Source organism: Aquitalea sp. S1-19 (genome assembly GCF_024343515.1).
The window spans coordinates 17,666-30,964 of the sequence record NZ_RJTZ01000012.1 but is presented as its reverse complement, the minus strand read 5'-3'; the positions used below and the strand labels follow the sequence as shown (position 1 = coordinate 30,964).

At 58.5% G+C, this 13,299-nt stretch carries 16 protein-coding genes; 12 read left to right on the top strand and 4 right to left on the bottom strand.

Annotation, left to right across the window (positions count from 1 at the left end; translation table 11 throughout):
* Window positions 1-30: 30 nt before the first annotated feature.
* The gene (locus EGI20_RS03345) at window positions 31-354 is read left to right on the top strand and encodes a hypothetical protein (protein ID WP_498629621.1); all 324 of its coding nucleotides are present in this window, start codon (window positions 31-33) and stop codon (window positions 352-354) included.
* Between the two features lie 36 nt (window positions 355-390).
* The gene (locus EGI20_RS03340; protein WP_498629619.1) at window positions 391-819 is read left to right on the top strand and encodes a hypothetical protein; all 429 of its coding nucleotides are present in this window, start codon (window positions 391-393) and stop codon (window positions 817-819) included.
* A gap of 12 nt (window positions 820-831) precedes the next feature.
* Here the strand turns inward: EGI20_RS03340 and EGI20_RS03335 are convergent, their stop codons facing one another.
* Together EGI20_RS03335 and EGI20_RS03330 are read right to left on the bottom strand one after the other, a co-directional pair.
* Entirely contained in the window at window positions 832-2,265 is a 1,434-nt protein-coding gene (locus EGI20_RS03335) for a DUF2252 domain-containing protein (RefSeq protein ID WP_498629618.1), read from the bottom strand.
* Between the two features lie 368 nt (window positions 2,266-2,633).
* The gene (locus EGI20_RS03330) at window positions 2,634-2,915 is read right to left on the bottom strand and encodes a hypothetical protein (protein WP_498629616.1); all 282 of its coding nucleotides are present in this window, start codon (window positions 2,913-2,915) and stop codon (window positions 2,634-2,636) included.
* Window positions 2,916-3,073: 158 nt separating this feature from the next.
* On the opposite strand from EGI20_RS03330, the gene EGI20_RS03325 reads away from it, so the two are divergent.
* The 5 genes from EGI20_RS03325 (at window position 3,074) to EGI20_RS03305 (ending at window position 6,728) form a co-directional block, all read left to right on the top strand.
* Complete coding sequence (locus EGI20_RS03325) at window positions 3,074-4,474, top strand: diguanylate cyclase (protein ID WP_498629614.1); 1,401 nt, start codon at window positions 3,074-3,076, stop codon at window positions 4,472-4,474.
* 92 nt (window positions 4,475-4,566) lie between these two features.
* Window positions 4,567-4,872 carry a GIY-YIG nuclease family protein gene (locus tag EGI20_RS03320; RefSeq protein WP_498629612.1) on the top strand — a complete coding sequence of 102 codons (306 nt, stop codon included), beginning with the start codon at window positions 4,567-4,569 and terminating at the stop codon, window positions 4,870-4,872.
* A gap of 14 nt (window positions 4,873-4,886) precedes the next feature.
* Window positions 4,887-5,537, top strand: a complete 651-nt coding sequence (locus tag EGI20_RS03315) for an MBL fold metallo-hydrolase (RefSeq protein WP_498629610.1) — start codon at window positions 4,887-4,889, stop codon at window positions 5,535-5,537.
* Entirely contained in the window at window positions 5,537-5,833 is a 297-nt protein-coding gene (locus EGI20_RS03310; protein ID WP_498629608.1) for an MGMT family protein, read from the top strand. Before EGI20_RS03315 ends, EGI20_RS03310 begins: the two co-directional genes overlap by 1 nt.
* 136 nt (window positions 5,834-5,969) lie before the next feature.
* Complete coding sequence (locus tag EGI20_RS03305; protein WP_498629606.1) at window positions 5,970-6,728, top strand: outer membrane protein OmpK; 759 nt, start codon at window positions 5,970-5,972, stop codon at window positions 6,726-6,728.
* Between the two features lie 83 nt (window positions 6,729-6,811).
* On the opposite strand, the gene yihA is transcribed toward EGI20_RS03305, so the two are convergent.
* On the bottom strand, window positions 6,812-7,447 hold the full coding sequence (yihA, locus tag EGI20_RS03300; RefSeq protein WP_498629605.1) for a ribosome biogenesis GTP-binding protein YihA/YsxC: 636 nt from the start codon (window positions 7,445-7,447) through the stop codon (window positions 6,812-6,814).
* 90 nt (window positions 7,448-7,537) lie between these two features.
* On the opposite strand from yihA, the gene EGI20_RS03295 reads away from it, so the two are divergent.
* The 5 genes from EGI20_RS03295 (at window position 7,538) to EGI20_RS03275 (ending at window position 12,911) form a co-directional block, all read left to right on the top strand.
* On the top strand, window positions 7,538-8,152 hold the full coding sequence (locus EGI20_RS03295; protein ID WP_124734998.1) for a c-type cytochrome: 615 nt from the start codon (window positions 7,538-7,540) through the stop codon (window positions 8,150-8,152).
* A gap of 134 nt (window positions 8,153-8,286) precedes the next feature.
* Window positions 8,287-10,251 carry a cytochrome c biogenesis protein ResB gene (locus EGI20_RS03290; protein WP_498629602.1) on the top strand — a complete coding sequence of 655 codons (1,965 nt, stop codon included), beginning with the start codon at window positions 8,287-8,289 and terminating at the stop codon, window positions 10,249-10,251.
* Window positions 10,248-11,393: a c-type cytochrome biogenesis protein CcsB gene (gene ccsB, locus EGI20_RS03285; RefSeq protein ID WP_498629600.1), complete on the top strand. Its 1,146-nt coding sequence runs from the start codon at window positions 10,248-10,250 to the stop codon at window positions 11,391-11,393. The genes EGI20_RS03290 and ccsB overlap by 4 nt, the downstream gene beginning before the upstream one ends.
* 76 nt (window positions 11,394-11,469) lie before the next feature.
* On the top strand, window positions 11,470-12,273 hold the full coding sequence (locus tag EGI20_RS03280) for a helix-turn-helix transcriptional regulator (RefSeq protein WP_498629598.1): 804 nt from the start codon (window positions 11,470-11,472) through the stop codon (window positions 12,271-12,273).
* Window positions 12,274-12,368: 95 nt separating this feature from the next.
* Complete coding sequence (locus EGI20_RS03275; protein WP_498629596.1) at window positions 12,369-12,911, top strand: YbhB/YbcL family Raf kinase inhibitor-like protein; 543 nt, start codon at window positions 12,369-12,371, stop codon at window positions 12,909-12,911.
* 18 nt (window positions 12,912-12,929) lie between these two features.
* Here the strand turns inward: EGI20_RS03275 and EGI20_RS03270 are convergent, their stop codons facing one another.
* Complete coding sequence (locus tag EGI20_RS03270; RefSeq protein ID WP_498629594.1) at window positions 12,930-13,280, bottom strand: hypothetical protein; 351 nt, start codon at window positions 13,278-13,280, stop codon at window positions 12,930-12,932.
* Window positions 13,281-13,299 lie beyond the last annotated feature (19 nt).

Here is a 13,299-nt window from a genome sequence, read left to right as displayed (position 1 = left end):
CCATGCCGTGCCGGACGCTAGAATTCATTCATGAAATCCATCCTTATCCTGCTGCTGGCCTGCTGTTTTACCCTGCCGGCCTATGCAGGCCCCCCCCGGCACAAGGACAAAGGGGCCGAGATACAGGGCTCGCACCGCTTGCGTGAACTACGCTTGCGTCAGGCGCTGAAAAACGGCGATATCAGCCCGCAGGAAGCCAATCAATTGCGCCAGGCGCGCAAGGAGCAGCGCAAAGAGCGGCAGGACGACCGGCGTCAGGGTATGGAAAAGCGGGAAAAGTGGCAGAAGGGTTCGCAACAAGAATTCTGGCGTGAGCAGCGCCGGCAGTTTCAGCGTGGGGCTGACGACGATTGATGGCGAATGCCATGAGTTTCACTCAAAGGGAATGCGATGCACCGCATCTGGCTGATCTTGGTTCTGTTGCTGTCTGCGCCATTGATGGCAGGCGTGGCAGATTGCAGCCAGAGCCAGGTGCCCAAGCGTTGCGAGGTGCTGAGAGCCGGGCAGGCAACGTGTCAGGATGTGGCTCCGGCACAGATGAAGGCCTGTCTGGAGGATTTTACGCCGGAGACCAGCTGCCGCCGTCAGCGTGATGTCGCGCGTTGCGAAGCACTACGCACGGCACAAAGTGCATGCAATACCTTGTCTGGCGCGGCGCGGCGCTTATGTGTGCAGCAGCAATTGCCACTGGCCGATTGTGCGCAGGCCAAGGATGTTGCGCGCTGCCAGCGTTTGGCCGAAGCCGAGGCCGCCTGTGCCGGCCTGTTTGGCGCCGAGCAACGCCAATGCGTGGCCCGGCGTTTTGCACAGTCGAAGTAGGATGCTTCTGCCCTAGCTGCGTGGCGGTTTGCTGCCGAACGGGCCGATATCGACCGAAGGGTCAACCGGCAGGCGGCCATTGTCGATGGCGCGGCGAAACGCGTCGTAATCCGATTCGACCTGATCGGCGTACAGCATCGAATACTGCGCCATCGAGTCGGCAAATTTCCCCGAATTCCCCATATATCCGGCAATCATTGCTGCCTGCCCGCTGGATTTGGCATGGGCACGTGCCAGCGTCCAGGCGCAAGCCTGGGCATAGGCTCTGAGCGTTTCGGCATCGAAGGTCTCCAGCTGGACCGAGGCTTTCATGTCGCGCAGCTGGCGCACATAAAAATCGCGCCCGGCGGGGCCGGTTGTCCAGCCCAGAAACAAATCGCTTGCCGCCTGCATTGTGCGCTGGCCAAACACCACACGCTTGCCCTGATGGCCATGCACGCACGGCTGGGTAAAGCGTTCCAGTACCGATGGCCGCGCTTCTTTCAACTGCAGGAACAGCGGCTGGTCGTAATCGTCCTGTAGCAGAATCACCATGCAGCGGGTGCCGACGCTGCCGACGCCCACCACCTTGAATGCCATATCGACAATGCGGAAACGCTTGACCAACTGGGCGCGATCTTCCTTCAGCGTGCTCAGGTACTTTTCCATCATCGGCGCAACCATGGTCAGGCTGTCCGGCGCTGCCAGCCATTGGTCCCCATCCGGCAGCAGCGTATCCGCCTCGTGCATATGAAATAGCGTGGGCGGCGTATCCTTGAGCCGCAGTGTCACGCCATCATCGGCTGTGATCTTGGGCAGCAGGCGCAAATGGGTACGGTTGCGCGCCCGTTCGCCTATCTTTTCCAGATGGCGGCGCAAATGGTCGGAAGGCGCGCTGTTATAGAGCAGCTCGTGCGAGACCTTGCTATACCAGACATCCATCTGGCTCATGCGCGAATAGTCATGCATGCGCCGGCGGTAAGTGCCGCTGGCCGCCTCGACGATGCCACGTGCAGTCAGATCGCTGATGCCCATGGTGCGGGCGGCCAGTACCAGGCTGACGGTCAATCGTTTGAGATCCCACTCCCATGGCCCTTGATGGGTTTCATCGAAGTCGCAGATATCAAACAGCAGATTGCGTTCGGGCGAAGCGAAAAAGCCGTAGTTCATCAGATGCGCATCGCCACAGGCCTGTACATCTATGCCCGAGTGCCCCTGGCTGGCCAGATCGGCGGCCTGCACCAGTGCAAGACCGCGGAAAAAGGAAAAGGGCGATGCGGCCATGCGGGCATAGCGTAGCGGCACGAGCGCCGGTACGCGCCCGGCGCTCGTGGCTTCGACGAGTGCTACCGGGTCGCGCTCGCTGGCGAGCGAGCATAGCGCCTGGCTGGTACGGGAGCAGAGCTGGCGGCGTGCCTGACCTGCGGCAAAAAGCTCTTCGAAGCGGGGGTGCTGTCTGGATGGCATGATGCGGCTCGGACGATGGACTGTTATTGATTTTACGCGGCCTGAGCGTCGTGTGTGCGTTCAAGTGCATGATTAGGGTCGCGCATGGATGATCGGCGGCTATGGCGAGCCGTAAAAATCGATGCCGTTATGATCTTGGCGGGAGGGCGCCGCCGATCCGGTAATGGCCAGTTTGTACCCCGGCTCGCAGCGCCTTGACCAAGATATCCACATGTATACCACATGCAGCTTGAGTGGCGGAACGGCTGGGTAAAAGTGCCATTAAAGGCGGGGCGTGACTTGTAAATGAAAGCAGGATGATAAGTCTTATGGACTTATCGGTAGCTTAAACTTATGCAATAGGTTTTTTTGTTCGCAATTACAGATAATTATCTATCAAAACAAAACAAAATTTTCGTTTTGTTTTCATGCGCTTGCTTATCTGGGCGGCCGCCATGCACTCCTGTTGTATCCGTCTGTTTTGCACAGTCCATGCCCTGCTTATCCACAAAGTTAGTCACAGGCTTGGCCGGCATGTTGTAGCTGTCGTGGTAGTGAGCTTTTTGTGGAATAGGGAAGGCCGCAATAGCACGAACTTGGGCATGGGAAAATCTGTTTGCTGATGGATCTGGTATCTGAAAAACCGATATTTCATCTTTAATTCTGCACATTGATGCTCTTGTCTGGCTACGAGCTGATATGCCCTGCAAAGCTGTCAGAACAGCTTTCTTTGTGCGACCACGATAGCGTTGATCAATGCAGGTTGATCAGGCATCAGTGTAATGTCAAAGGTATAATGCAGGCCTTTAATACATCTCAATCACCTGCCATGCGCGCCACTACTGACAATACCGAAGCTATGAATGAGAACGGCTATGCTGCCAAGGAGTGGGTGCGCTTATACGCGGATATCCCGCGGGTGTTGCGGGATCGCATCTTTCATTGCGTGGAGAAAAATGGCGAGGCGCTGGCCGATGCTTTCTATAAGCACATGATGGCCGATCCGATGGCGCAGCGTTTTCTCGATCACGAGATGGTCAGTACCCGGCTCCGGCATTCGATGCAGTTGTGGCTGGTTGAATTATTCCGCAGCGAGGATGAACGCTCGGTACAGGCGGCGATCGCTCACCAGCGCCATGTAGGCGAGGTGCACGCACGCATTCATTTGCCTCCACAACTGATGACGCGTGGCGCGCGTCTGTTGCGCAAGAATCTGGGCACCCTGATTGGAAAAGAGGATATCGATCGTGACGCCCTGATCCTGGCCCAGCATTTTATCGCCGAACTGATCGACCTCGCGATGGAGCTGATGAATACCGCGTACAGCAAGAGTGCTGCCCGTCATGCCCGATCCGAGGAAGCCTATCGCCATCATGCGCTTGGGCAGAATATCTCGCTTGAGCGGGAGCGCCAGCGTGCTGCCCTGCTCGAATGGGGGCAGCAGGTCTTGTTTATGCTGCACCTGAGCCACGGCGATTATCATCTGCCATGTATTCGGCGCTCCGAATTCGGCATGTGGATCAATCACAAGGCCAGGGTGATGTTTGAGGGCGCGCCAGAGTTGGAGGACATCGCTGTCCTGATTGAGCGCCTGGATGACACATTGCTGCCGCAATTGAGCAAATATCAGGCCGGAGCACTCGAGCATCAGCGCCAGTTGTCACGCGAACTGCAGGGCGAGATTGACGAGATCCGTTACTTGCTTTCGGCCATGTTCGATCGTTTTGGCGAGGTCGAGAATGGTCGTGATGTACTCACACGCCTGCTTAATCGTCGTTTTCTGCCTGCCGTGCTCGGTCGCGAGATCGCCCTGCACCAGAAATCAGGCAACGAATTTGGTGTGTTGCTGATTGATATCGACCACTTCAAAAACATCAATGACTGCTATGGGCATGAGGGCGGCGATCAGGTACTGCAGCAGGCTGCCCAGCTGATTGGTAATAGCGTACGTTCCGGAGACTTCGTGTTCCGCTATGGCGGCGAAGAAATTCTGGTCGTAGTGGTCGAGGCAAATGCCAAGCAGCAGGCTGCGATTGCGGAAGCACTAAGGCAGGCATTTGCATCCACTTCATTCATGGTCGGTAACGGCAAGCAGACTCAGGTGACGGTCAGCATCGGGACTGCAGGCTATGACGGCCATCCCGATTTCCAGTACCTGATTTCGCGGGCGGATGAGGCGATGTATCGGGCCAAGCATCGTGGACGCAACCGGGTCGAGTTTGCAGAATGAAGCACGTGTTGTTTCCTGTTTGAATACGCATAGCGGCGGCTGCCGCTTTCCCGCACTATCTGGCCTTTTCCAGTCAGGGCAGGAGGCTTGCCATGTGTTGGTTTCTCTATGTGCTCGAATGCCGGGGTGGCAGCTTGTATACCGGGATCAGCCGCAATGTGGCGCAGCGTTTTGCTGCGCATCAGGCGGGCAAAGGCGCACGCTATACCCGCATGCATCCTCCCGAGCGGGTGGTGTTGAGTATGGTGTTTGCCGATAAGCCGGCCGCCTTGCGCGCCGAACATGCGCTCAAGTCTATGAGTACCATGACCAAGCGCGCCTTTGTCCAGAAGCATGGGGTGCTGCAATGCGCTTCACCTCCCGACGCTGGCGTGCCAGAATCAGCAGATTCTGACTGAACCGGTACCCGAGCATGGCGCTGCAATTCGAAGTAATTCCCGTGACCCCGTTCGAGCAAAATGCCACCCTGTTGTGGTGTGATGTGACTTTGCGTGCGGCCGTGGTCGATGCGGGTGGCGATCTGCCGCGCATCCGCGCGCGCATTGCCGCACATGGCCTGACGCTGGATAAATTGTTGCTGACACATGGCCATATCGACCATGCCGGTGCTGCGGCCGAGCTGGCTGTAGAAACGGGTGTCCAGATTGAAGGCCCGCATCAGGCCGAGTCGTTCTGGCTGGATCAGCTGCCGCAACAGGGCAAAATGTTCGGTTTTGCAGCCAGCGCGCCACTGACGCCTGAACGCTGGCTGGCCGAGGGCGATACGGTCAGCGTGGGTAATGAAATACTGGATGTCATTCACTGTCCGGGCCACACCCCGGGCCATGTGGTGTTTTATAGCGCCGATGCCGGCCTGCTGATCGCTGGCGATGTGTTGTTTGCCGGCTCTATCGGCCGGACCGATTTCCCAATGGGTAATCACCAGCAATTGATCTCCGCGATTCGCGACAAGCTGTTCAAGCTGCCTGACGACACTGTGGTGTTGCCCGGACATGGTCCGCTGACTACGCTGGGCGAGGAAAAACGCCATAACCCTTTTGTGGCTGACCCGCGCTTCGGCTGATGTCGCCAGAATTCGAGAGGCGGGTATTGGGTGTCGTGCATGCCATCCCCGCAGGTCGGGTCTCTAGCTATGGCCGTGTGGCAGAGCTGGCCGGTTTCCCGCGCCATGCCCGCCATGTGGGCAAGTTGCTGGCTAATGCAGAAGGGGTGCCGTGGCAAAGGGTGGTAGCGGCCGGTGGGCGTATCGCACGCGCCGGTACCGAGGCTGCCGACTGGCAGCGATTGCTGCTTGAACATGAGGGTATCGTGTTCGAGGAGAGCGGGCGTATTGATCTGGCGCGTTATGGCTGGCCGTAAATTGATGCCATAAGGGTTTAATTGCTGTTATTTACTGCCAAATTGCAATAATTTGGCAGTTTTCGAATCTGCCATTATTCTGCGCGCCTCATGCCTTCAAACCGGCATGTTTTATTTCTCGCTCTCAGGATTTTCAATGTCTATTCGCTCGCTTATCGCGCTTGGCTGCGCACTGGCTGCACCGGCCGCTCTCGCTTCCAACGACTGGTCGTTCAAGAACGTCAGTGTCAACTGGCTGGACTGGTCCAATGGCACCGAGGCTCGTACCCAAAATGGCAAAAAAGATTTTGCCTACTTGGAGCTGGAAGGTGGCTTTGGCGGCAGCTGGGGTGAAGCTTACGGTTTCTTTGATATCGAGAATCCGGGCATGGGCTCGACCGAGACCGATAGTCGTGATCAGCGCCGTTATGCCGCCAAGGCGGTAGCCCGTTTCAATCTGGGCGAAGTGTCCGGCATGCCGGTACAGCTGTATACCCATCTGTACGATGCGCGTGACCACCACAATTTCTTCGACCAGAACCGCGTACTGGGTCTGGGCACCAGCTGGAGCAATGGTAATTTCTGGATCAAGCCTTTCATCGGCGCGCATCAGGAGCTGAAGTCTGGCGTCGGTGCGCACTTCAACGGCTGGATGGCCGGCTATGTGGCGGGCTACAGCTTTACCGCCTTCGGCCAGTCGTTTATGGCCACGCAGTGGCATGAAACCGAATTTGCCCGCAAAGAGCGTTTTATTCCGGAGGGTGGCAAGAAAACCGGCCAGAATGGTGCAGTGGCATTGTGGTGGAATGTGAACAAGGCGCTGACCACCGGCGTACAGTACCGCTACGCCGATGACAAACTGGGTTCCGCAGCCCAGCAGAACGCCATGATCTACTCGGTGAAGTACAACTTCTGATATTCGCACGTGCTAGATGAAGAAAGCCCCGGATAGCTTCCGGGGCCTGATCTTTCCGACAGGCCGGCGTGACCGGCCTGTTTTCACTCCTGGCTCGGGACTTCGCCTTCCGTGCCATCCATGTCCTGATCCACCTGGGCAAACCACTTCTCCACAATCTGCTCTACTGTCTCGCAACCGGATTTTTTCAGGCTGGAAAACAGCTGGATGCTGATCTGCGGGTAGGCCGACAGCTTTTCCTTGACCTCTTTGAGCGCCTTGGCCTGTTCCTGACGCGACAGCTTGTCGGCTTTGGACAGCATGATATGCACCGGACGGTTGGTCTCGATAAAGAAGTGCAGCATCTTCCAGTCCAGCTCTTTCAGCGGATGGCGAATATCCATGATCTGGATCAGGCCAACCAGACTTTCGCGTGTTTGCAGGTAGCGGCCGAGCAATTGCACCCAGTGTGCGCGTACCGCTTCCGGTACCTGGGCAAAACCGTAACCCGGCAAATCGACCAGATAGCGCTCGCTGCCCAGATCGAAAAAGTTGATGTGCTGGGTGCGGCCGGGGGTCTTGGAGACATAGGCCAGGCGGGTCCGGTTGGTCAGTGTATTGATGGCACTGGACTTGCCCGCGTTCGACCGCCCGACAAAAGCCACCTCGGCGCGCGTGGGCGGCAAGTCCTTCAGATGGTTGACAGTGGTATAAAAACTGGCGTTTTGGAAGATAGGCATAGTAGTAATGGACAAGTCAGTTGTTATAGAATAGCACGTTTGAAAATGCCTCTTTTATCGATATTCACGCATTCTCCCTAAGGAGCGACCATGAAACGTAAGATGCTGTTGGCGCTATCGGCTGCTTTGCTGGCCGGTGGTTCCCTGGCCGCAGCACCGACGCTGCAGGCGGATCCGGCCAAGGCCAAAGTTATCGTCGAGCAGGTTTGTGCTGCTTGCCACGGTGTGGATGGCAATAGTGTTGCCGCGATCAACCCGACGTTGGCCGGGCAGAGCCAGCAGTATCTGCATGCCCAGCTCGTCGCCTTCAAGGCGGGCAAGCGCCAGAACCCGACCATGCTGGGTATGGCCTCGACCCTGTCTGAACAGGACATGGTGAACGTAGCCGCCTACTTTAGCCAGCAAAAGGTCAAGCCGCGCGACGCCTCGGATAAGACCCAGCTGGAATTGGGCAAGCAGCTTTACCGCACCGGTAATGCCGCGACCAAGTTGCCGGCCTGTATGTCCTGCCATGGCCCTGCCGGTGCCGGCCTGCCGGAAAAGTATCCGCGTCTGGGCAGCCAGCATGCGAGTTATATCGTCAAGCAGCTGCAGGATTATAAGGGCGCCACGGTTCGCAATAACGTCATCATGACGGATATTGCGGCACGTATGAGTGATGCCGAGATGAAAGCGGTCGCTGAATATATTTCTGGTCTGCGTTAAGCGCAACTTTTGCCTGAGCCAACACTCATAGGGAGGGTGCCCGTTTCGGGCCCCTCTTTTTGTTTTATGCCGATATGAAAATAAAAAATCGCAATTCGCAGTGGTTATACCGAATTTATGAGCTTGTCAGTTCGATGCGCTTTGCCATCGGCCTGCTCACCATCCTGGCCATCGCCTCGATCATAGGAACGGTACTCAAGCAGAACGAACCTTATACCAACTATGCCTTTGAGTTCGGCCAGTTCTGGTTTTTGCTGTTTGAAAAGCTGGGGTTGTACGATGTCTACCACTCGGGCTGGTTCCTGACCATTCTGGCCTTTCTGGTGCTGTCGACCTCGCTGTGTATCGTACGAAACGGGCCGGGCTTCCTTAAGGAAATGAAGGCGTATCGGGAAAAAGCCTCCGATACCTCGTTAAGCCTGATGTCGCACAGTGTCGAGCTCGATGGCGAGGTGGAGCCCGAGGCGGTACGCGAACGCCTGCAGGCGCAGGGTTTCAGCGTCAAGGAGCACCAGCGCGAGGATGGCAGCCGCGTATTGGCGGCCAAGAAGGGCGCTGCCAACAAACTGGGCTATTTCTTTGCCCATATCGCCATGGTGGTGATCTGCATCGGCGGCCTGATGGATGGCAACCTGCCGCTCAAGCTGGGCGAGATGAGCGGGCGAGTGGTGCCGGAAACGCGCAATGTGCCGCAAAGCCAGATTCCGGCGCAAAGTCGTCTCTCTGCCGGCAACCTGTCTTATCGCGGTAATGTCACCATCGCGGAGAACCGCAGTGCCGACGTGGTCTTCCTGAACGCAGGTAAAGGTTATCTGGTACAGGAGCTGCCGTTTGCCGTGACGCTCAAGCAGTTTCATGTCGACTATTACAGCAACGGCATGCCCAAGCTGTTTGCCAGCGATATTGTGGTGACCGACAAGGCCACCGGCAAGGAAACCAAGGCCACGGTCAAGGTCAACCATCCGCTGGTGGTCGATGGCGTCGCCATCTATCAGGCGAGCTTTGGTGATGGCGGCTCGCCGCTGGAGCTGGATGCGTGGAATCTGGCGCAGCCGCAACTGGCACCGGTTGCAATCAAGGGGGTGTCGCAGGCGGCGCAGCCTTTACGCGCCAACGGGCAGGCGTACACGCTGGAGTTTGGCGACCTCAAGGTTTACAACGTCGAGAACATGGCCAAAACCGGCATGGATGGCGACAAAACGCTGGCACAGCGCATGAACGATGCGCGCTCGGTGAAGCACGAGAAGGCGCTGCAGAATGTCGGTCCAGCCATCACCTATAAGCTGCGCGATGGTCAGGGGCAGGCGCACGAATACCATCAGTATATGGCGCCCATTATGCAGGAGGGCGCCAGCTACCAGATCTCGGGTGTGCGCCGTCAGGTATCCGAGCCCTTCCAGTATCTGCGTCTGCCGCTGGATGACGAGCTGTCAATCAAGCGCTTTATGCGGCTGAATGCCGCGTTTGCCACGCCGGCCTTGTATGACGAGGTGGCGCGCCGTACGGCAGACAAGGCCATGCAGGGCGGAGCCATCAGCCCTGAGATGCGCGCCCAGTTTGAGAGCAGTGTGAAGTGGGTCTTGGCACGCTTTTCCGAGGGTGGCTTCCCTGCGCTTGAAAACTTCCTCGATGAGCGCGTGCCGCAGGACAAGCGTCAGGCAGTGGCACAAACCTATGTGAAGATACTGCAGGGCACGGTCGGCGACTTGATGGCCGTAGCGGATAGCCGCGCCGGTGTGGCGCCGCTAGCTGCGGAGCAGAACAGCTATCGCTTCTTGCTCGATAGTCTGGTCGCCAGCTCGGCGCTGCATGACTATGGTGCGCCGGTCTATCTGCAACTGGTCGGCTTTGATCAGGTACAGGCATCCGGCCTGCAGCTGACGCGCTCGCCGGGCAAGAATCTGGTGTATCTGGGCTCTTTGCTGCTGGTGATCGGCATCATCCTGATGTTCTATGTGCGTGAAATCCGGGTATGGCTGGTATTCCGCCCGGGCCGCTTGCGCCTTGCCATGACATCCAATCGCCACAACCGCGACCTCGATCGGGATTTCGATCGCGAGCGCGACGCACTTGAAACGCTAATCCGGGAGCAACCATGAGTTCCACTTACCGTCTTGCCGCACAGCCTGGCTTCTGGCGCAGTCTGGACTTGCGCGACTGGGCTTACGCCCTGTTCGTGCTGGTCGTCTGTGCCGGTGCTTTTTACCAGTACGACCATTTCATGGACGTGTACGAGGAGGCCATTCTGGCCGGTTCGGCCTTGAGTCTGGTCGCGCTGGGCTGGTTCTGGAAGCCGTGGCGCTGGTACTTTCCGCTATCCGGGGTGACTTCGCTACTGGCGATACAAGTATACGAGCATGATCTGGCGCGCGCGCAGAGTGCTTTTCTGTTGAAATACATACTGTCCAGCCAGTCGTCCATTATGTGGATGTGCACGCTATTCGTTCTGGCCACCGGCGTGTACTGGGCGGGTCTGCTGACGCGCTCGGCCACGCTGCAAAGAATGGGCAGCGGCCTGACCTGGGCTGCTTGCGTGATGGGACTGGCCGGTCTGGGGACCCGCTGGTACGAGAGCTATCTGATCGGTGCGGATGTCGGCCATATCCCGGTATCCAATCTGTATGAAGTGTTCGTGCTGTTCTGCCTGGTTACTGCACTGATGTACCTCTATTACGAGGCAAAATTTGCCGCCCGCCAGATGGGCGCTTTTGTGCTGCTGATTATCAGCGCGGCCGTGGTCTTTATCGTCTGGTATGCCTTCGACCGGCAGGCGCATGAAATCCAGCCACTGATCCCGGCCCTGCAGTCGTGGTGGATGAAAATCCATGTGCCGGCCAACTTTGTCGGCTATGGCGCGTTTGCCATTGCCGCCATGCTGGGTGCTGCCGAACTGATGGCAATGCGCGGCTGGCTGGCGGGCAAGCTGCCGCCGATGGAGGTGATGGATGAGGTGATGTACAAGGTGATCGCGGTCGGCTTCCTGTTCTTCACCATCGCGACCGTACTGGGGGCGATGTGGGCTGCCGATGCCTGGGGCGGCTACTGGAGCTGGGACCCGAAAGAGACCTGGGCGCTGATCGTCTGGCTGAACTACGCCGCCTGGCTGCATATGCGTCTGGTTAAAGGCTGGCGCGGCGCACCGCTGGCATGGTGGGCGGTGGTCGGCCTGTTTATCACCACCTTCGCCTTTATCGGTGTGAATATGTTCTTGTCCGGTCTGCATTCCTACGGCGGGCTGTAAACGCGGTTGCGCGCGGGGGTAAAATCAGGCTCCATGGTTATCTGGCCATGGAGCTTTTTTTCATGATGGAGGCCACGTGTCGCTACATAGGCTCAATCCGGTGCTCGGTTTTTATAGCTGGCAGCAGCAGCGTCTGGCTCGGGTGCCGGTGCTGTCGCCGATGCTGATCTGCGTGGTCGAGGGCGAGAAGCGGGTAGGCTCCGCCACGGGCGAGTGGGTGTGCCAGGCCGGGCAATGGCTGGTGCTGCCCGGGGCGCAGGAAGTCGAGATGCAGAACCGGCCCGACCCGCATACCCGTCATTACCGGGCGTGGTGCCATAGCATTCCGCGCGACTGGCTGGCACGCTGGCTGGCGCACTACGGCACTGCATTGCCCGCACGGCTCCCGCAAAGTACGCCGGTGTTCCGGCCCTCGGTTGCCGCGACTGAGGCTTTTTCGCGTTTTCATGCGCTGTCCGTGCCGGACGGGATGCCCCTGCATGCGGTGCGGATGGAGCATGCATGGCAGGGGCTGATGCTGGCGCTGGCGGCCGATGGCAGGGGGAGTGCGCTGTTTAGCGTGGCGCATGGCACGGTGCGCGATCAGGTACTGGCCTTGCTGGCTTTCGATCCGGCGCACGGATGGAGCGTCGACGAGATGGCCGGGCGACTGGCGATGTCGGCCGCGACCCTGCGCCGGCGCTTGTCGCAGGAGGACTCCTCGTTCAGTGCCTTGCTGGCGGATGTGCGCATGGAGCGGGCCTTGGGGCTGGTCAGCAGCAGTGCGTTACCGCTGCTGCAGGTGGCGCATGCCTGTGGTTACAGCTCGCCCTCACGTTTTTCCGCCGCCTTTCGCCAGCGTTTCGGTGTCGCGCCCCGCGCACTGAGGCAGGCCGCCTGAGCGTTTTGGGCGAGAGATTGAGCGTATCGGGCGCGCCGCCTATGGCAAGGCGGTGCACACTCTGGTGACTGATTGGCCACTCACCGGAGACTACCATGCGCACTTCCTCACTCGCCCTGCTTGCCCTCGCCTTCAGCCTGCCGGCCGTGGCTTTTGAACTCTCCAGCCCCGATATCCGCGATGGTGTACCGATGGACACGCAGCAAGAGTTCAACAGCTTCGGCTGCAACGGCGCCAATATCTCGCCGGCACTGGCCTGGAATAATGCACCGGCCGGTACCAAGAGCTATGCCGTGACCGTCTATGACCCGGATGCGCCAACCGGCAGCGGATGGTGGCATTGGGTCGCATTCAATATCCCGGCATCGGCCAAGGGCTTGGCCGCTGGTGCGGGTAATGCAGGCGGGCAACTACCAACGGGCACGGTGCAGAGCCTGACGGACTTTGGCAAACCCGGCTTTGGTGGCGCCTGTCCACCACAAGGCAGCAAACCACACCGCTATGTGTTTAAGGTGCATGCGCTGAAGGTCGACAAGCTGGATCTGGATGCCGGTGCAATGCCGGCCCTGGTCGGCTTTATGGTGAATGCGAACAGCCTGGGCAGTGCCAGTCTGACACCGACTTACGTTCGCCCATAAAGCCTATGCCTAAGTTTTTTAGTTTACCGCGCAGCGCCGGATCAGCCGGATCCATTGCCGCGACAGTTTGGGACCGCGTTCGAACAGGCGCACCAGCCCCGGCTCCATCACCACTTCGAAGCCTGAACGGCCGGTGGCCGGGTTGGTCAGACGCAGGCTATAACGCTCGGCCGTTTCTTGCGTACTGTCTATGTAATCCAGCGGTATTTTCCACCCCTTGATGCCGCTTTCCAGGCATTGGGCAACCTTGAACGGCGCGCTCAGGGTCAATAGTTCAAGCGAGGGAGTCGAGCGGGCGGCCCATGCCGGCACCGCCCAGAGCAGGGCGGTAGCCAGCATGAGGCCAGCGGAGCAGGGTAAGCGGGACATGGCGTTTGGCTTGGCGTGA